We start from the raw sequence: 17,738 nt of genomic DNA on the forward strand, positions 1-17,738 counted from the left end.
GCCGCGCGCGGGTCCGCAGCTCGCGCCGTACCCGGGTCCACGGTTCGCGCCGCACCCGAGTCCGCGCGTCGTGCCGCGCCCGGGTCCGCGGGTCTTGCCGCACCCGAGTCCCCGCATGGCACCCCGCCCGTGTCCGCGGCTCGTGCCGCACCCGAGTCCCCGCGTGGCGCCGAACCCGGGTCCGCGGCTCGTGCCGCACCTGAGTCAACCCGTGGCAGCGCACCCACAAGCGGCGCCGCGCCCATCAGCCCTACCGAACCCATCCGCCCCACCGCATCATCCGAGGAGATCTCATGACCGCCACGATCCAGTTCGTCGACACCCCGGACGGCCCGTTCGGCATCATCGCCGATGACGAGGGCCGCGTGCTCGCCTCTGGCTGGACCTCCGACGTCGATGCCCTGCTCGCTCGCCTGACCCCGTCCATCCGGCCGGCCGCCGCCGACGTCGTCCAGGGCGAGACGACGGCCGCCGAGGCCGTCCGCGCGTATTACGCGGGCGACGTGCACGCGATCGACGCCGTCGAGGTGCGGCAGACCGGCGGGGAGTTCCACACGCGCGGCTGGGCGGCCCTGCGCGGCATCGCCCCGGGGCATCCGCTCAGCTACCAGGAGTTCGCCGCCGAGCTCGGCCGCCCCACCGCCGTGCGCGCGGCCGCCAGCGCCTGCGCCCGCAACGCCCCCGCCCTGTTCGTGCCCTGCCACCGTGTCCTCCGCACCGACGGTACCCTCGGCGGCTTCGCCTGGGGCGTGGAGGTCAAGCGCTCCCTGCTGGCCCGCGAGTCCCGCGCCGCCCACGAGCCTTTCGCGTCCGTGCCCGCCTGACCCGGGGCTGTCGAGCGCTCGTTCGGTCGCACTTTCGGTCGTAAAATCCGGGCTTTTCGCACAAAAGTGCGACCGAACAGGGCCCATGAGGCGAGCGGATGCGCGGGGCGGGTGGAAGTGGCGCGGCCTACGCGTCCGCGAGCAGCTCGCGGACGCGCGGGATGACCTGCGTGCCGTAGAGCTCGATGCTCGTCATGAGGTTCTCGTGCGAGAGGCCGCCGTTGCCGTACTTCAGGTCGAAGCGGTCGATACCCAGCGTCTTCGCAGTGGCCGCGATCTTCTGCGCCACCGTCTCGGGCGAGCCCACGTACAGCGACCCCGACCGGATCTCCTGCTCGAAATGCCCGCGCCCCATCGGCGACCAGCCGCGCTCGCGGCCGATCCGGTTCATCAGCGCCTGGTAGTGCGGCCAGAGCTGCTCGCGCGCCTCCTCGTCGGTGGCCGCGATGTGGCCGGGCGAGTGCACCGCCACCTGCTGGCGCGGCAGCTCGAACTGGTCGAGCGCCCGGTGGTAGAGGTCGACGAACGGTGCGAACCGCGAGGGCTCGCCGCCGATGATCGCCAGGGCCAGGTTGAAGCCGTAGCGCGCCGCGCGCACCACCGACTCGGGGCTGCCGCCCACGCCCACCCAGGTCTTCAGCAGCCCGTTCTCGACCGGCGGGAACACGCTCTGGTTCGTCAGCGGAGCCCGCGTCGTGCCCGACCAGGTCACCGGATGCTGCGACCGCACGGCCGCGAACAGGTCGAGCTTCTCTTCGAACAGCACCTCGTAGTCCGAGAGCTCGAAGCCGAAGAGGGGGAACGACTCGGTGAACGAGCCGCGCCCGAGCGTGACCTCGGCGCGCCCGTTCGAGAGCGCATCCAGGGTCGAGAAGCGCTGGAACACGCGCACCGGGTCGTCGGAGGAGAGCACGGTCACCGCCGAGCCGAGGTGGATGCGCGAGGTCTTCGCCGCGACGGCCGCGAGCACGACCTCAGGAGTGGTGACCGCGAAGTCGGCGCGGTGGTGCTCGCCGAAGCCGATGAGGTCGATGCCCACCTGGTCGGCCAGAACGCCCTGGTCGACGAGGTTCCGCAGCACCTGGGCGTGCGGCAGCGGGGTTCCTGAGGCATCGGCGGTGACGTCGCCGAAGGTGTCGAGCCCGAACTCGAGAGCCGAAGCGGTCGAGGGGGTCGAGAGCGGTGCCTGCTCTGCCTGTGCGGACTGCTCTGCCTGCTGGTCATCGTGCGCCATGCGGATCCCATCCATTTCCATGCGTATGTATGAAGTCTGCAACGCCGACACGCCATCCGCTATTCCGCCTCCCAGTATCCCGTGCGAGCCCCGTGAGCCCTGGCGCGTCGCCCGGCGGATCGCCCAGGATGGGGGCATGTCCGCTCAACCGTTCGAGCTGCCCACCGCCATCGACGCCTTCTTCTCCGCCAGCAACGACGAAGACCGTGCACGCTTCCTCGCCGCCTTCGCCGCCGACGCCGTGCTCGACGACTGGGGCCGCACCTTCACCGGCCTCGACGAGATCGCCCGCTGGAACGAGAGCGACAACATGGGCGTGCACAGTCGCTTCGAGGTGGGCGGCCTCACCGTCAACCGCGACATCCACGTGGTCGCCGTCCACGTCACCGGCGAGGGCTACAACGGAGGCGGCACCATCGCCTTCCAGCTCGAGGGCGGGCCGGGCGGGCTCATCTCGCGGGTCGACATCACAGGCTGACACCGGCTGGCACAGGCTGGCACCGGCTGGCACAGGCTGACACCGGCTGGCACCCATCACGGGCTGACTCGGGCTGACACCGGCCGCGGCATCCGCCATGCTGGAGACGAGGCCCTCACGCAGTGGCGGCCCGCGCACGACGACAGCACGGGAGGCACGCGATGAGCGGTCGGATTCTGGTGGGGTACGACGGATCGCCTTCGGCCACGGTGGCCCTCGACTGGGCGCTGCGCCGCGCCGAGGCGACCGGGCTCGACGTGGACGTGCTGTTCGTGGCCGACACCTCGTGGGACTCCGAGGGCTTCACGGCGACTCCGCTGCTGGCGAAGCAGGGCGAGGTGGTGCTGGCCGACGCGGCGTTCCACGCCGACTCGAAGGCTCCGCACGTCACGATCACCTCACGCACGCTGCCGGGCAACCCGATCACCGTGCTCTGCGCCGAGGCCGAGTCGACCGGCGCAGCACTCCTCGTGGTGGGCTGCTACCGCAAAGACGTCTACGAGCGCCTCACCACCAGTGCCGTGAGCGTGCGGGTCGCCGCCGCGGCGACCGTGCCGGTGGCCGTCATCCCCGATCTGCCGCCCGTGCACCGCCGGGGAGTGGTCGTCGGCGTCGACGGATCGGGCGGCTCCGACGGCCCCGACGCCATCCTCGCCGCCGCCGTCGCCGAGGCCCGTCGCCTCGACGAGCCGTTGCGCGTGGTCACGGCCTGGACCCTGCCGCCCTTCGCCACCCCCGACTTCAGCGACGATGCCGCGCTCTACGACGCTCTCGAGGAGCGCGCACGATCCGTCGCCGAGGCCGCCGTCGAGCACACCGACACCGCGGGGGTCGAGGTCGTCGCCTCGGCCGTCTTCGAGGCCCCCGTGAACGCCCTGCTGCACGCGGCGGCCGACGCCTCGCTGCTGGTGATCGGCAGTCACGGCCGGCGCGGCCTCAGCCGCTTCCTGCTCGGCTCGGTCAGCCACGACGTTCTCGTGCACGCCCCCGCCCCCGTGCTCGTGCTGCGCGTGCGGAGCTGACGGGCTCATCTGAAGCCGGGCCACAGGATCGGCCCGGTATCGTGGTCGGGTGTCCGAGAGTCCCGCTGGTTCCACCCCGTACGAGGTGCTCGGCGTCGATCCCGCCGTCGGCCCCGACGAGCTGAAGCGGGCCTACCGGCGGCTGCTGCGGCAGACGCATCCGGACACCGGGGGAGACCCGGTGCGCTTCGTCGCCGTGCAGCGCGCCTGGGAACGGATCGGCACCCCCGAGGATCGCGCCGCCTACGACCGCGGCCGGGGCTCGGCCGACTTCGGCTCGGGCGCCGGAGCCCACCCCGCCGGCGCCTCCGGTTCGGCCTCCACCTCGGGTTCGGGCTTCGGCCCCGCCTCCGGATCGGCCGCCCGCGCGAAGAGCTCCTCGGTCAAGGCCCGCAGCTACGGCCACCCCGGCGGCCAGGAGCGCGAGATCTACCTGAGCCTCCTGCGCGAGTGGGTGGGCCGCGGCGTCGACATCGCCGACCCCTACGACCCGGCGCTGGTGCGCTCGGCACCGCGCGAGATCCGCGGCTGGCTCGCCAAGGCGCTCGCCGAGGAGGCCACGGCCGGCATCGTCGGCACCCTCGGAATCGGCTACACCATCTGGAACAACGTGCTCACCGGCCGCACGGTCGACGGCGTCGCCGAGACCATCGACCACGTCGTGCTCGGGCCTTCGGGTCTCTACGCCGTGCAGTCCGAAGACTGGGGAGCCCCCGTGCGGCTGAAGAAGGACGAGATCGTCGGCGAGGCCGTGCATCCCGACCACGAACCCCTGCACGAACTCGGCCGCGGCACCCGTGCGCTCGGCCGCTCGCTGGGCGTGCGGTTCACCGGCCGGATCGTGGTGGTTCCGGATGCCGACCTGGCCGCACCCTTCGAGGTCGTCAGCCGGGGCCGCCTGGCCGGGTCGGTGGTGGTGCGCCGCTCGCTGCTGCCGCAGCTGCTGCGCAACGGCATCGGCGGCGACTCCGCCACCGCGGCATCCGCCCGCGAGAGCATCGACCGCGCCTTCGAGCTGCGCCCCCGCCTGCAGAGCGGCATCCGCCTGGCCTGACCTGTTCCCGAAGAGGCCTGACCCGTCCTCGAAGGAGCACGAGCGCTGACCCCCGAACGCGGGGGCAAAGCGAGCGAGGCTCAGGTCGTGGCTAGGCTGTGCTTCAGCGGGCGGGCGAGGGCGCCGCCGGTCAGAAGGAGACGCCATGTCAGAACCCGGTCTCGGCGAGCGGATCCGCTACCGCTTCGACTCGTACATGTCCCGGGGCACCGTGGCCCTGATGGTGCTGCTCGGCGGGGCGACCCTCGTGTTCGTCACGATCCTGGCCGTGATCGTCTACCTGGCGCACGCCTACCCCGACGACGCCGACGGGGTCGACTTCCTCGACCTGCTCTGGGGCAACCTGATGCGCGCCATCGACCCGGGCACGCTCGGGGGCGACAACGGCTGGGCGTTCCGCGGCTTCATGCTGATCGTCACCATCGGCGGCCTGCTGATCGTGGCGAGCCTGATCGGCATCGTCTCCGGCGCCTTCGACAGCAAGGTGGCCCAGCTGCGCGAGGGCCGCTCCCGCGTGCTCGAGCGCGACCACACGCTCATCCTGGGCTGGAGCCCGAAGGTGTACGCGGTGATCGGCGAGCTGCTGATCGCCAACGAGTCCCGCGGCCGCAGCGCGATCGTGGTGGTGGCCGAGCAGGGCAAGGTCGAGATGGAGGAGCGGATCCGGGCCGAGGTCGGCAAGACCGGCAAAACCCGCGTGATCTGCCGCAGCGGCGACCCGATGAACCTCACCGACCTCGAGCTCGGCAGCCCGCGCACGGCCCGCAGCATCGTGCTGCTCGCGCCCGAGGGCGACGACGACCCCGATTCGACGGTCATCAAGACCGCCCTGGCCCTCACGAACAACCCCACCCGGCCGAAGACCGACTACCACATCGTCGCCGAGCTCGACGATCCCGCCAACCTCGAGGCCGCGCGCCTGGTGGGCCGACACGAGGTGCACTGGGTGCTGGCGGGCGACCTGATCAGTCGCGTCACCGTGCAGACCTGCCGGCAGAGCGGCCTGAGCGTGGTCTACACCGAGCTGCTCGACTTCGACGGCGACGAGATCTACTTCACCGAGCAGCCGAGCCTGGTGGGCCGCAGCTACGGCGACGCGCAGTCGGCGTTCGCGACCTCCAGTGTGATCGGGGTGATCGGTGCCGACGCCTCGGTGGCGATCAATCCGCCGGCCGCCCGCCCGATCGCCCCCGGCGAGCAGCTGATCGTCATCGCCGAAGACGACAGCACCATCGCGCTGGCACCCCCGACGGCTCCGGATGCGGCGGCCATCGTGGCGCCGGTCACCCTCGTGCCGGTTCCCGAGCACACTCTCGTGCTCGGCTGCAACGCGAGCCTTCCGATGATCCTGCGCGAGCTCGCCGACTACCTCGCGCCCGGATCGACGGTCCGCATCGTCGCCGACGCCGTGCCGCCCGCGCTGCCGCACCTGCGCGGGGTCGACGTCGCCTTCATCCAGGCCGACCCCACCAGCCGTGCCGTGCTGGAAGACCTTCGGGTGCAGCATGTCGACCACATCATCGTGCTCGCCGCCAAAGAGACGCTCACGGCCCAGCGGGCGGATGCGCGCACGCTGATCACGCTGCTGCACCTGCGCGACATCGGTGAGCGGCTGGGCGTCGACCTCGCGGTCGTGAGCGAGATGCTCGACGACCGCAACCGGGAGCTGGCGGAGGTCACCGACGCCGACGACTTCATCGTGAGCGAGAAGCTGGTGAGCCTGATGCTCACCCAGGTGAGCGAGAACCGGCTGCTGGCCGAGGTGTTCGCCGACCTGTTCTCCAGCACCGGCAGCGAGATCTACCTGAAGCCCGCCGAGGCCTACATCGCCCAGGGTGCCGAGGTCGACTTCTACACCGTGCTCGAGGCCGCCCGGCGCGCGGGCGAGACGGCCATCGGCTACCGCCTGGCGGCCGACGCCCGCGCCGCCGACCGCGCCTACGGCGTGCACGTGAACCCGCCGAAGAGCGCCCGGCTCACCTTCGCCCCCGGCGACCGCATCATCGTGCTCGCCGAGTCCTGACCCGAGCCCGCGGCGTCAGGTCGTGAGCAGGATCTTGCCGATGTGCGAGGAGGACTCCATCAGGCGGTGCGCCTCCGCGGCCTCCGCGAGCGGGAAGCGCGCGGCGATGATCGGGCGCACGCTGCCGTTCTCCACCAGCGGCCACACGTTCTCGCGCACGCTCGCGATGATCTCGGCCTTCTCCTCGGCCGGCCGTGCCCGCAGGCTGGTGGAGCGGATGGTGCCCCGCTTCATCATCAGCGCCCCGAAGTTCAGCGACGCGGATCCGCCGCCCTGGCTCGCGATGTTGGCGATGCGCCCGTTCACGCTCAGTGCCCGCACGTTGCGCTCGAGGTAGTCGCCGCCCACCACGTCGAGGATGACGTCGGCGCCGCCGGCCTCGGCCTTGATGCGTTCCACGAAATCCTCGGTGGTGTAGTCGATCAGGATGTCGGCGCCGAGCTCGCGGCACGTCGCCAGCTTCTCGGCCGAGCGGGCCGTCACGGCCACCCTCGCCCCGAACAGGGTGCCCAGCTGCACCGCCATCGTGCCGATGCCGCTCGACCCGCCGTGCACGAGCAGCGTCTCTCCGGCCCGCAGATCGGCCAGCAGGAAGACGTTCGACCACACCGTCGCCACCACCTCCACGAGCCCCGCGGCGTCGATCAGGTCGACGGATGCCGGCACCGGCAGCACCTGGGCGGCGGGCACGACCACACGCTCGGCATACCCGCCTCCTCCCAGCAGCGCGCACACCCGGTCGCCCACCTGAAATCCCGAGGCCGCTCCTGTCTCGCCGTGCACCTCGGCCACGACACCCGACACCTCCAGTCCCGGCCAGGCGGGGCTGCCGGGCGGCGGAGGGTAGGCGCCCTGTCGCTGGGCCACATCGGCGCGGTTCAGGCCGGCCGCGGCGACGTCGATCACGAGATCGCCCGGCCCAGGCTCCGGCAGCGACACCTCGCCGATCTCGAGCACGGACGGGTCGCCGGGTTCACGGATCACGACAGCTCTCATGCCCTCCACGTTACGCGCGCCGCCCGCTCGCTCACCATCCGGCTGGGGGTTAGCCCCTCAGGCATTGCGGATGACGGTCCCTCAGGTGTGCAATAGCCACACCACCGTCGACGGAGACGGTGCCGAAGGAGACGACCGATGGCCCGTTCGACCTACCCCGACGTCGAGATCCCCGCCCTGAGCGTGTACGACGCCCTGTTCGCCGGATTCGACGAGGCCGACCTCGACCGCATCGCGCTGATCGACGGCCCCACCGGCGACGAGACGAGCTACCGTCAGCTGATCGCGCAGGTCGACGCGCTCGCCGGAGCCCTCGCGGCCCGGGGCGTCGCGGTCGGCGACACCATCGGCATCCTCTGCCCGAACGTGCCCGCCTTCGCGACCGTCTTCCACGGCGTGCTGCGGGCCGGTGGCACCGCCACCACCATCAACTCGCTCTACACCGTCGGCGAGATCGCGAACCAGTTGCGGAGCGCGGATGCGCACTGGCTGTTCACCGTCTCGCCGCTGTACGCGCAGGCGGCGGAGGCGGCCGCTGCGGTCGGCATCGCCGACGACCACCTCGTGGTGATCGACGGCGTCGCAGGGCACCCGTCGCTGCGCGACCTGCTCTTCGACCGTGCGGGGCCGCCGGAGGTGTCGTTCGACCCCGCCACGCACCTCGCCGTGCTGCCCTACTCCTCCGGCACCACGGGGCACCCCAAGGGCGTGATGCTCACCCACAGCAACCTCGTGGCGAACATCCTGCAGTGCTCGGATGCCATTCCGCTCGGCCGCGACGACCGGGTTCTCGCGGTGCTTCCGTTCTTCCACATCTACGGCATGTCGGTGCTGCTGAACTACGCGCTGCTGAAGCGCGCGAGCCTGGTGACCATGCCCAAGTTCGACCTCGCCGACTTCCTCCGCACGGTCAGCGAGCACCGCTGCACCTGGATCTTCATCGCCCCGCCGATCGCGGTGGCCCTGGCCAAGCATCCGATGGTCGGCGAGTACGACCTCTCGAGCGTCGAGGTCGTCTTCTCGGGTGCGGCGCCGCTGGACGGCGCGCTCGCCCGAGCGGTGGCCGAGCGGCTGGACTGCATCGTCTGCCAGGGCTACGGCATGACCGAGACCAGCCCGGTCACGCACGCCGTTCCGCCTACGGCGACCGGGATCGACCGCTCGGCGATCGGCCTGGCCGTGCCCAACACGGAGTGCCGCGTGGTCGACACCGAGACGGGCGCCGACGTCGAGGTTCCGGATGCCGGCCCGAGCGCGCCGGGCGAACTCCTCATCCGCGGACCCCAGGTGATGCCGGGCTACCTGCACGACGAGGACGCCACGCGGCACACCCTCGACGCCGACGGCTGGCTGCACACCGGCGACATCGCCACGGTCGACGCCGACGGCGTGTACACGATCGTCGACCGGCTGAAGGAGCTGATCAAGTACAAGGGGTACCAGGTGGCTCCGGCCGTGCTGGAGGCGGTGCTGCTGGCGCATCCGGATGTCGCCGACGCCGCCGTGATCGGCGTCACCGACGACGACGGGCAGGAGGTGCCCAAGGCGTTCGTGGTGCGCCGCGCCCAGGGCGATGCGGCGGCCGGCCTCGACGAAGACACCGTCATCGCCTGGGTGCAGGAGCGCGTCGCCCCGCACGAGAAGGTGCGTCTGGTGGAGTTCATCGACGTCATCCCGAAGTCGACCTCGGGCAAGATCCTGCGCAAAGACCTGCGGGCTCGGGTGGGCCGCCACGCCGCCGTCTCGTGATGCCGGGTCTGCGTGTCACCCGGTCGTGATAGACCGGAGGGATGACGACGATCTCTCCCCAGCACCAGACCATGCTCGACACCGTGCCGCTGCCCGCGGGCGCCCGCATCGAGAGCGAGCGCATCGCCTACGAGGTGCCGGGCGCTCCGGCGGACGGGCAGCTGGTCTGGAACGCCGCGGCCGAGGGCCCGCAGCCCGCGGTGCTCGTGCTGCACGACTGGTTCGGTGAGGGAGAGTACGTGCGCACACGCGCCGAGATGCTCGCGCGGTCGGGCTACGTGGCCTTCGCCGCCGATCTCTACGGCACAGGCGTGCGGCCCGATACGAACGAGGAGGCGTCCGGTCTCGCGCACCACTACTACGGCGACCTGCCGGCCCTGCGCGAGCGGGTGCGGGCCGGGTACGACGTGCTCGCGGCCGACCTGCGGGTCGATCCCGAGCGGATCGCCGTGATCGGCTACTGCTTCGGCGGTTCCGCCTCGATCGAGTTCGCGCGCACGGGGGCGCCGATCGCGGGTGTGGTGTCGTTCCACGGCGGCCTCGTCACGCACGATCCCGCCGATGTCGACGCCCTCGAGGCACCGCTGCTCGTGCTCACGGGGGCGGCGGATCCGGTGGTTCCCGACGAAGCCGTGCTCGCGTTCGAGAACGAGTTGCGCACGAAGCCCGGGCTCGACTGGCAGGTGGTGAGCTACAGCGAGACGCCGCACGCGTTCACGCAGCCGATGATCCCGAGCTTCCGGCCCAAGGCCAATGCGCGCAGCTGGGCGGCGATGGAGGGATTTCTCGCCGAAGTACTCGCCTGAGCGGTCGAGTCGTGACATTGTGAACAGTGTCCACATCGGATGTGCTCGAACGACATCAGGAGATCACCATGGTGACAGCGGTTCACGGATTCAGCGGTTTCAGCGTCGACGACATCGACGCGGCGCGCGCGTTCTACGGTGAGGCACTCGGCCTGCCGGTGACGACGAACGAGATGGGCATGCTGGGGATCACCGTGCCGGGTGGTGCCGAGGTGATGGTGTACCCCAAACCCGACCACGCGCCGGCGGTGTTCACCATCCTGAACCTCGTGGTGGACGACATCGATGCGGCGGTCGACGAGCTCACCGCCGCGGGCATCGAGCTGGTGCGCTACGAGGGCATGCCGCAAGACGAGAAGGGCGTGATGCGCGGAAAGGCCGCTGATCGTGGGCCCGACATCGCGTGGTTCCTCGATCCGGCCGGCAACATCCTCTCGGTGCTGTCGAACTAGCGCCGCGGGGCGCCGCGTCTCAGCGGGGGAGGGCGGCCTCCACGGCGGCGACCACCTCGGGGGCGTCGGGCTCGGTGCGCGGGCGGAAGCGGCTGACCGTGCCGTCGGGCGCGATCAAAAACTTCTCGAAGTTCCACTGCACGTCGCCGGCCGTGCCGTCCGCATCCGCGATCTCCACCAGCTCGCGGTAGAGCGGGTGACGGCCCTCGCCGTTCACCTCGCTCTTGGCCAGCAGCGGGAAGGTCACGCCGTAGGTGGCCGAGCAGAACTCCACGATCTCGTCGGCGGTGCCCGGCTCCTGCCCGTTGAACTGGTTGCAGGGCACGCCCAGCACCGTGAACCCGCGGTCGGCGTACTGCCTCTGCAACTGCTCGAGCTTCTCGTACTGCGGGGTGAGCCCGCAGCGCGAGGCCACGTTCACGATCAGCACCGCGTCGCCGGCGTAGTCGGCGAGAGAGGTGGCGGTGCCGTCGATGGTCTGCAGAGGGATGTCGCGAAGAGTCACCCCATCACGCTACAGCGAGGCGCGCAGCCGGATCGACACGGGGTCGAGGATGTCGTCGAAGTCGTGGTGCTTCTTCACGTAGGAGTCGACGAACGGGCACACGGCGACGGCTCGAAGACCCGCGTCGCGCACCTGACCCAGTGCACCCTTGATCAGGATGCTGCCGTACCCCTTGCCGCCCTCGGCGGGGTCGATCTCGGTGTGCACGAACACGCGCTGCTCGCCGCGATCGACGTACTCGGTGATGCCCACCTCGCGGCCCTCGGCCACCAGCACGTAGCGGTTGTGCGCGTCATCGGCCACGACCTCGGTCGGGCTCGCATTCGTTTCGTCGCTCATGCTCCCAGGCTACGCCCGTAGAGCGTCAGGAAGGCCTCCGCGCCGGCGACCGCCCGCGCCTCGAGCGCCGCCCTCGGGGCCGTCGCCGCCGACTCGAACAGGGCGCGGTCCAGCGTGGCGCCGAGCACCAGGAAGGCGAAGTGCTCGCTCGCCAGCGCGGCATCGGGCAGGGCGATCGAACCGAGCGCCGCGTACCGCTCGAGGCGTCGGCGGATGGCGTCCATCACGAGGGCCGGAGCCCGCCGGTAGTACTCCCGGGCGAGGTCGGGGAAGCGAGCCGCCTCACCGATCAACAGCCGCCGCACCCGCACCACCCGCGGATTCAGCACCGCCGTGGCGTGATTCAGGGCGAGCTCGCGCAATTCGACCTCGAGCGGGCGCACGCCGACCGGGCCTTCGTGCAGATCGCGCGCGAAGCCCTCGGCGATGTCGGTGGTCGACTCGACGACCGCCCGGAAGAGCCGTTCCTTCGTCTCGAACAGGTTGTAGACGGTGCGTTTGGAGACGCCCGCCTCGTCGGCGATCCGGTCAACGTTGGATCCGACGTAGCCGTGCTCGAGGAAGTGCTCCGTGGCGGCGGTCACGATCGTGGCGCGGGACCGCGCGGGTCGCGGATCGCCGGCCCCACTCGCGGTCTCGCGCATCCGGCTGCTCCTGGTGTATTAATTGCACTGACTGGTGTAAAAAATGCCTGGCTCAAACGTAGCAGCCGACCGAGGAGGACCCGATGGTGACACCCGAAGCAGCGTCCGGCGCCGACCTGCCCACCTCCGCCGAGCCTTCGGGCGATGTCCCCGACGCCGGGGGCTTCGACCGCGGTGCCGCCGTCACCCGGTCGATGCTCGGCTGGGGAGTCGTGGCCGGTCCGTTCTACCTGATCTTCGGGCTGATCCTCGCCTTCACCCGTCCCGGATTCGACCTCGGGCAGCACGCCCTGAGCCTGCTCCTGCTCGGTGACGCCGGGTGGCTGCAGGGCATCGACCTCGTGCTGAGCGGCGCCATGGTGGTCGTGGCGGCGTTCGGGCTGGCGCGCACGCCCGCCGCGTCGAGGGCCGGAGCGGTGCTGATCGGGGTCTACGGCCTGTGCCTGGTGCTGAGCGCGATCTTCCCGCCGGATGCCGTGGCCGGCTTCCCGCCCGGATCGGCCGGCGGGAGCGGCTCGGCGAGCGGCATCCTGCATCTCGCGTTCGGCGGCATCGGCTTCCTCTGCCTCGGCATCGCCGGCTTCGTGCTCGGCGCGTGGTTCGCCCGACGTGGCGCCCGCGGCACCGCGTGGGCGGCACGCCTCGGCGGTACCGTCGTCATCCTCGGCTTCGCCGGCGGTGCCGCGCTCTCGCCGGGCCCCGTCGGCATCGCGCTGCTCTGGCTGGCGGTCGTGGTGGGTTGGGCGCTGCTCGCGTTCGTCTCGGTCGCGGCCTACCGCGCGGTTCCGCATCCGCTGCTCGCCCAGCGACCGGCGACGACACCGGCGTAGCGGGCGCCGGCCGGGTCAGCGGGGCCAGATGCCGGAGCTGCCCCGGCGGTGGCTGGCGAGCAGGTGCGTGTCGATCAGGCCGGCGGCCTCCATCAGGGCGAACATCGTGGTGGGGCCGACGAAGCGGAAGCCCTTCGCCCGGAGGGCCGCGGCCAGCGCGATCGACTCCGGCGAGGTCGTCGGGATGTCGTCGAAGCGGGCCGGCGCCGGGGTCTGCGCGGGCCGGAACGACCAGATCAGGCCCACGAGCCCGCCGTCGACCTCCGGATCGGCGCGCAGCGCCACGGTCGCCCGGGCATTGGCGATGGTGGCGGTGATCTTCGCGCGATTGCGGATGATGCCCGCGTCGCCCAGCAGGCGCTCGATGTCGGCCTCGCCGTAGCCGGCCACGGCATCCGGATCGAAGTCGTCGAACGCCGCCCGGAACGCCGGACGCTTGCGCAGGATCGTCGCCCACGACAGCCCCGACTGGAACGCCTCGAGGCTCACCCGCTCGAAGAGCTCCTGCTCGTCGCGCACCGGCATGCCCCACTCGGTGTCGTAGTACTCCCGCAGCAGGGGGTCGACGGATGCCCAGGCCGGCCGGGCGAGCCCGTCGTCTCCGAGCACCACGCCCGAGTCGGCCGGCATCCGATCGTCGAGGTCCACACCCTCTAGTATTGGGGAAGCCACTGAATCGACGACACCGCATCGGAGAACCCGCGAATGAACGTGCTCGCTGCCATCGGCGCCATCCTGCTCTTCTTGTTGGGGATGTTCCTGTTCGGCCTGCTCGAGAACGCCTGGGTCTTCTTCGCCGGCATCCTGTGCGTCTCCGCGTCGCTGTTCATCGTGTTCTCCGTGCTGCCGACGCAGCGCCGCCACTGACCGCGGCCGCTCCGGTCGCAGCGCTCCGCGGCACCGGGCTCAGCTGCGGCTGACGACGACCTTCCCGATCGACGTTCCCGACTCCACCAGGGCGTGCGCCTCGCGCAGTGTCGCCGCATCCAGCGGGGTCAGGATGCGCGTCGCCGTCGTGCGCAGCGCGCCCGACTCCACCAGCTCGGCCACCGAGTCGAGGATGCGGTGCTGCTCCACCATGTCGGGCGTCTGGTAGGTCGAGCGGGCGAACATGAACTCCCAGTGGAAGCCGAGCGCCTTCGGCTTCAGCGAGGTCACGTCGAGCACATCGGGGTCGTCGATCGCGACGATCTGGCCGAAGGGCTTCAGCACCTCCACCAGGGCCGGCAGGTTCGCCTTCGTGCGCTGGGTGCTGAACACCCAGTCGATGCCCTCGGGCGCGAGCTCGGCGATCTGCGGAGCGAGCTCGCGGGAGTGGTCGACCACCAGGTCGGCACCGAGCTCGGTCACCCACCCCACGGTCTCGGGCCGTGAGGCGGTCGCGATGACCGTCACGCCGGTGAGCGTCTTGGCGAGCTGGACGACCATCGACCCGACGCCGCCGGCCCCGCCGACCACGAGCAGGGTGCCGTGGGAGTCGCCGGTAAGCCGCAGCTGACGCAGCAGGCCCTCCCAGGCGGTGAGCGAGGTCAGGGGCAGCGCGGCGGCCTCGGCGAACGAGAGGATGGCGGGCTTCCGCCCCACCAACCGCTCGTCGACGAGCTGGTAGCCCGCGTTGGAGCCCGCCCGCAGCACGCTGCCGGCGTAGTAGACCTCGTCGCCGGGGGAGAAGAACTCGACCGCCTCGCCCACGGCGGCGACCGTGCCGGCCGCGTCGAACCCGAGGATGCCGTCGCCGATCGGCTCGGCCTTCGCCCGCCGCTTCACGTCGACCGGGTTCACCGAGACCGCCTCGACGCGCACCAGCAGGTCGTGCGGGCCGGGTGCGGGCACCTCGACCTCGGCGTCGACGAAGCTGTCCGGAGCGTCGACCGCGCCGGGAGCGCGGTAGATCACGGCGGGCATGGCGGAGGGGATCGGCAGCAGATCGGTCATGCTCCGACGCTACCGCGCACGCCGCCCGGGCGGCACGCCGCTCTAGGCCAGCAGTTCGCCGAGCGCCTTCTCGATGCGGCGCTGCCGCGTGGCATCCGTCTTCGCACCCTCGATCGAGAGCACGATCCGCCGCTTGTTGCTGTAGGAGAGCGCGGCGAAGGCCGCCGCGGCATCGGCTTCGGCGCCCAGCGCCTCGGCCAGATCGGCCGGCACCTCCACCTCGCGCGGCTGCTCGTCGAGCTGCACGTCGACCTCGACCGTCTCGCCCGCCGTCACGCCCGCGCCCGCGCGGTTCTCGGCGCTCAGCGCGATCAGGTACTGCCCTGTGTAGAACACGATCGAGCTGCGGTAGCTGTAGCCGTTGATGGTGACCACCACAGGGATCCGCTTGCCCGCATCCAGGGCCTCCACGACGCTCTCAGGCACGGGGATGCCGGTCGCCGTCTTCCCGCTGGACAGGATCGTCGCCTCGAACATCATGACTGAATTATGGGGGTTGCCGGTGGATGCTGCCACTCGTTTGACTTAGAGCGCACTCGAAGTTCTATCGTGGCCGATATGACCCTCACCGCACCGGCGCCGCAGCCTGGATCGAGCGCCCCCGGCCTCGGCGACCTGAGCATCGCCGAGGTCGCCGAACGGCTCGGCATCTCCGCTCACACCCTCCGCTACTACGAGCGCGAGGGGCTGCTGCTCCGGCCGGTGGGCCGAGCCTCCTCGAGCCATCGCCGCTACACCGAGGCCGACCTCACCTGGCTCGGCTTCCTCACCAAGCTGCGGCTCACCGCGATGCCGATCGCGCGCATCAAGGAGTACGCCGAGCTGGTGCGCCGGGATGCCACGGGAGAGGACACCGAACCCGAGCGCCTCGCCCTGCTGCGCGACCATCGCACCGCCGTGCTCGCCCAGCTCGACCAGATCACCCAGAGCCTGGCCGCGATCGACTTCAAGATCGCGAGCTACGAAGAAAGGAACACCCCCTCATGAAGAAGATCACCCTCGGTGTCGACAGCCCCCTCGAGGTCTCGCAGCTCGGCCTCGGCTGCATGGGCATGTCGGCCTTCTACACCGGTGCCGGACAGGACGAGGCCGAGTCGATCCGCACCATCCACCGCGCACTCGATCTCGGCGTCACATTCTTCGACACCGCCGAGATGTACGGCCCCTACGAGAACGAGAAGCTGCTCGGCAAGGCACTGGGCGGCCGCCGGAGCGAGGTCGCCGTCGCGACCAAGTTCGGCACGATCCTGCACCGCGGCGACGGATCGCACGGGATGGACGGCAGCGCCGAGAACGTGCGGCTGGCCGTCGAGGGATCGCTGGAGCGCCTCGGCACCGACCACATCGACCTCTACTACCAGCACCGGATGGACCCGGGCACGCCGATCGAGGAGACCGTCGGCGCCCTCGCCGACCTGATCGCCGAGGGCAAGATCGGGCACTACGGGTTGTCGGAGGCGGCGCCGGAGACCATCCGCCGGGCGCACGCCGTGCATCCGGTGACCGCCCTGCAGACCGAGTACTCGCTCTGGTCGCGCGATCCCGAGGCCGAGATCCTGCCGCTGCTGCGCGAACTCGGCATCGGCTTCGTGCCGTACTCGCCGCTCGGCCGCGGCTTCCTGACCGGCACGATCCGCTCGGTCGACCAGCTCGACGAGAACGACTTCCGCCGGCAGAACCCGCGGTTCGCGGGCGAGAACCTCGAGGCCAACATCCGCATCGTCGAGACCGTGGATGCCGTGGCATCCGAACTCGACGCCACGCCGGCCCAGGTGGCGCTCGCCTGGCTGCTCGCCCAGGGCGACGACATCGCGCCGATCCCCGGCACGAAGCGCGTCTCGCGTCTGGAGGAGAACGTCGGTGCCGCCGACCTCGCCCTGAGCGCCGAGCAGCTCGAGCGCCTGGCCGCGATCGCCCCCGCCACGGGTGACCGCTACGCGGACATGTCCTCCGTCAACCGCTGAACGACCATCGACCCGTCAGTTCGTGCCGCCATTCCGATGGGATAGCGGCACAGACTGACGGGTCGATGCGGTGGTGGGGTGCGGCTCAGGCGGCGATGCCGCGCTTGTCGAGCGCGTCCTGCACGATGGTGAGGCCGTCCAGGCCGGGCATGCGCGCGACGTGGGCGTCGATCTTGGCCGCCTCGCGACGGCCCTCGGGGCCGCCCATCAGCTGGCCCATCACGTGCTTGACCTCGTCGTCGCTCATCACACCGGAGCCCACGGGTCCCCAGAAGTTCTTCAGCGCGAAGCGGGCGAGCACCTGCGCCTTCTTGCTCTTGCCGAGCCGCTCCCGGGCCTGGGTGGCGTAGAACGCCACGTGCCGGGCCTCCTGCTTCGCGATGCGGCGCAGCAGCTCGGCCAGAACCGGGTGCCCCTCCATGTCGGCGAGGCGGTTGTAGGCGGCCACGGCCGACCACTCGTTCACGGCGCCCCACACCATGTGCACGGCGATGAAGCCCGAGCCCACGATGTTGCCGAGCAGCGACTGCTTCACGGGGTCGAGGCGGTCTTTCCAGCCGAGCTTCAGGCGCGTCGCCTTGAGCTCGTCGAAGTCGACGATGATGTCGTGCTCGGCCAGCACGGCCGCGAGGGCCTCGCCGTGCCAGAACTCCTCGCGGTTCCACATCGTCATGAAGGCGGTGACGTCTTCATCCTTGTGCGAGGGGGTCACCAGCATGTCGCGCAGGTAGCAGACCGTGTGGTACTCGATGTCGCACATGTAGCGCAGCGAGCGCAACGTGCCCTCGGGCAGCGGGTTCTCCCGGAAGTCGGAGAAGTCCAAGTCCTGCCAGGCGACCTTCGTGGAGGTCTCGGTGTATTTGTCGATGTCGAATGCCATGGC

The 17,738-nt window shown here is 70.9% G+C and carries 21 protein-coding genes; 12 read left to right on the forward strand and 9 right to left on the reverse strand.

Annotated elements, in window-relative coordinates; all coding sequences use genetic code 11:
- Nucleotides 1–293: 293 nt before the first annotated feature.
- Complete coding sequence (locus tag Q0D75_RS12230) at nucleotides 294–824, forward strand: methylated-DNA--[protein]-cysteine S-methyltransferase (RefSeq protein WP_291053780.1); 531 nt, start codon at nucleotides 294–296, stop codon at nucleotides 822–824.
- Between the two features lie 127 nt (nucleotides 825–951).
- Here the strand turns inward: Q0D75_RS12230 and Q0D75_RS12235 are convergent, their stop codons facing one another.
- Nucleotides 952–2,058, reverse strand: coding sequence for an LLM class flavin-dependent oxidoreductase (locus Q0D75_RS12235; RefSeq protein WP_291053782.1), 1,107 nt, complete (start codon nucleotides 2,056–2,058; stop codon nucleotides 952–954).
- Between the two features lie 136 nt (nucleotides 2,059–2,194).
- On the opposite strand from Q0D75_RS12235, the gene Q0D75_RS12240 reads away from it, so the two are divergent.
- The 4 genes from Q0D75_RS12240 (at nucleotide 2,195) to Q0D75_RS12255 (ending at nucleotide 6,635) form a co-directional block, all read left to right on the forward strand.
- Nucleotides 2,195–2,536, forward strand: a complete 342-nt coding sequence (locus tag Q0D75_RS12240; RefSeq protein ID WP_291053784.1) for a nuclear transport factor 2 family protein — start codon at nucleotides 2,195–2,197, stop codon at nucleotides 2,534–2,536.
- Nucleotides 2,537–2,697: 161 nt separating this feature from the next.
- Nucleotides 2,698–3,558 carry a universal stress protein gene (locus tag Q0D75_RS12245; protein ID WP_291053786.1) on the forward strand — a complete coding sequence of 287 codons (861 nt, stop codon included), beginning with the start codon at nucleotides 2,698–2,700 and terminating at the stop codon, nucleotides 3,556–3,558.
- Nucleotides 3,559–3,607: 49 nt separating this feature from the next.
- Entirely contained in the window at nucleotides 3,608–4,612 is a 1,005-nt protein-coding gene (locus Q0D75_RS12250; protein ID WP_291053788.1) for a DnaJ domain-containing protein, read from the forward strand.
- Between the two features lie 145 nt (nucleotides 4,613–4,757).
- A complete protein-coding gene (locus Q0D75_RS12255; protein ID WP_291053790.1) occupies nucleotides 4,758–6,635 on the forward strand; it encodes an NAD-binding protein in 1,878 nt (625 codons plus the stop codon).
- A 15-nt stretch (nucleotides 6,636–6,650) separates the two neighbouring features.
- On the opposite strand, the gene Q0D75_RS12260 is transcribed toward Q0D75_RS12255, so the two are convergent.
- Nucleotides 6,651–7,631: an NAD(P)H-quinone oxidoreductase gene (locus tag Q0D75_RS12260; protein WP_291053792.1), complete on the reverse strand. Its 981-nt coding sequence runs from the start codon at nucleotides 7,629–7,631 to the stop codon at nucleotides 6,651–6,653.
- Nucleotides 7,632–7,769: 138 nt separating this feature from the next.
- Between Q0D75_RS12260 and Q0D75_RS12265 the strand changes: the two genes are divergently transcribed.
- The 3 genes from Q0D75_RS12265 to Q0D75_RS12275 all read left to right on the forward strand — a co-directional run bounded on the left by Q0D75_RS12265 (nucleotide 7,770) and on the right by Q0D75_RS12275 (nucleotide 10,638).
- Complete coding sequence (locus Q0D75_RS12265) at nucleotides 7,770–9,380, forward strand: AMP-binding protein (protein ID WP_291053794.1); 1,611 nt, start codon at nucleotides 7,770–7,772, stop codon at nucleotides 9,378–9,380.
- 41 nt (nucleotides 9,381–9,421) lie between these two features.
- Nucleotides 9,422–10,186, forward strand: a complete 765-nt coding sequence (locus Q0D75_RS12270; protein ID WP_291053796.1) for a dienelactone hydrolase family protein — start codon at nucleotides 9,422–9,424, stop codon at nucleotides 10,184–10,186.
- A 68-nt stretch (nucleotides 10,187–10,254) separates the two neighbouring features.
- Nucleotides 10,255–10,638 carry a VOC family protein gene (locus Q0D75_RS12275; protein WP_291053798.1) on the forward strand — a complete coding sequence of 128 codons (384 nt, stop codon included), beginning with the start codon at nucleotides 10,255–10,257 and terminating at the stop codon, nucleotides 10,636–10,638.
- A 19-nt stretch (nucleotides 10,639–10,657) separates the two neighbouring features.
- On the opposite strand, the gene Q0D75_RS12280 is transcribed toward Q0D75_RS12275, so the two are convergent.
- The 3 genes from Q0D75_RS12280 to Q0D75_RS12290 are packed head-to-tail and all read right to left on the reverse strand — an operon-like array spanning nucleotide 10,658 to nucleotide 12,126.
- Entirely contained in the window at nucleotides 10,658–11,143 is a 486-nt protein-coding gene (locus Q0D75_RS12280) for a glutathione peroxidase (protein WP_291053800.1), read from the reverse strand.
- A gap of 9 nt (nucleotides 11,144–11,152) precedes the next feature.
- Nucleotides 11,153–11,482: a GNAT family N-acetyltransferase gene (locus Q0D75_RS12285; RefSeq protein WP_291053802.1), complete on the reverse strand. Its 330-nt coding sequence runs from the start codon at nucleotides 11,480–11,482 to the stop codon at nucleotides 11,153–11,155.
- Entirely contained in the window at nucleotides 11,479–12,126 is a 648-nt protein-coding gene (locus Q0D75_RS12290) for a TetR/AcrR family transcriptional regulator (protein ID WP_291053804.1), read from the reverse strand. Before Q0D75_RS12290 ends, Q0D75_RS12285 begins: the two co-directional genes overlap by 4 nt.
- Before the next feature lie 83 nt (nucleotides 12,127–12,209).
- On the opposite strand from Q0D75_RS12290, the gene Q0D75_RS12295 reads away from it, so the two are divergent.
- Complete coding sequence (locus Q0D75_RS12295; RefSeq protein WP_291053806.1) at nucleotides 12,210–12,956, forward strand: DUF998 domain-containing protein; 747 nt, start codon at nucleotides 12,210–12,212, stop codon at nucleotides 12,954–12,956.
- Between the two features lie 15 nt (nucleotides 12,957–12,971).
- Here the strand turns inward: Q0D75_RS12295 and Q0D75_RS12300 are convergent, their stop codons facing one another.
- Nucleotides 12,972–13,586, reverse strand: a complete 615-nt coding sequence (locus Q0D75_RS12300) for a DNA-3-methyladenine glycosylase I (RefSeq protein WP_291053872.1) — start codon at nucleotides 13,584–13,586, stop codon at nucleotides 12,972–12,974.
- A gap of 75 nt (nucleotides 13,587–13,661) precedes the next feature.
- Between Q0D75_RS12300 and Q0D75_RS12305 the strand changes: the two genes are divergently transcribed.
- Nucleotides 13,662–13,823, forward strand: coding sequence for a hypothetical protein (locus tag Q0D75_RS12305; RefSeq protein ID WP_291053808.1), 162 nt, complete (start codon nucleotides 13,662–13,664; stop codon nucleotides 13,821–13,823).
- Between the two features lie 39 nt (nucleotides 13,824–13,862).
- On the opposite strand, the gene Q0D75_RS12310 is transcribed toward Q0D75_RS12305, so the two are convergent.
- Nucleotides 13,863–14,891: a zinc-binding alcohol dehydrogenase family protein gene (locus Q0D75_RS12310; protein ID WP_291053810.1), complete on the reverse strand. Its 1,029-nt coding sequence runs from the start codon at nucleotides 14,889–14,891 to the stop codon at nucleotides 13,863–13,865.
- Nucleotides 14,892–14,933: 42 nt separating this feature from the next.
- Entirely contained in the window at nucleotides 14,934–15,371 is a 438-nt protein-coding gene (locus tag Q0D75_RS12315) for a YdeI/OmpD-associated family protein (RefSeq protein ID WP_291053812.1), read from the reverse strand.
- 78 nt (nucleotides 15,372–15,449) lie between these two features.
- On the opposite strand from Q0D75_RS12315, the gene Q0D75_RS12320 reads away from it, so the two are divergent.
- A complete protein-coding gene (locus Q0D75_RS12320; protein WP_291053814.1) occupies nucleotides 15,450–15,878 on the forward strand; it encodes a MerR family transcriptional regulator in 429 nt (142 codons plus the stop codon).
- Entirely contained in the window at nucleotides 15,875–16,855 is a 981-nt protein-coding gene (locus Q0D75_RS12325) for an aldo/keto reductase (RefSeq protein ID WP_291053816.1), read from the forward strand. The genes Q0D75_RS12320 and Q0D75_RS12325 overlap by 4 nt, the downstream gene beginning before the upstream one ends.
- Nucleotides 16,856–16,940: 85 nt before the next feature.
- Here Q0D75_RS12325 and Q0D75_RS12330 read toward each other — a convergent pair whose 3' ends face one another.
- On the reverse strand, nucleotides 16,941–17,735 hold the full coding sequence (locus tag Q0D75_RS12330; protein WP_291053818.1) for a ferritin-like domain-containing protein: 795 nt from the start codon (nucleotides 17,733–17,735) through the stop codon (nucleotides 16,941–16,943).
- Nucleotides 17,736–17,738 lie beyond the last annotated feature (3 nt).

Source organism: Herbiconiux sp. (assembly GCF_023264855.1).
Taxonomy (GTDB): Bacteria; Actinomycetota; Actinomycetes; order Actinomycetales; family Microbacteriaceae; genus Herbiconiux.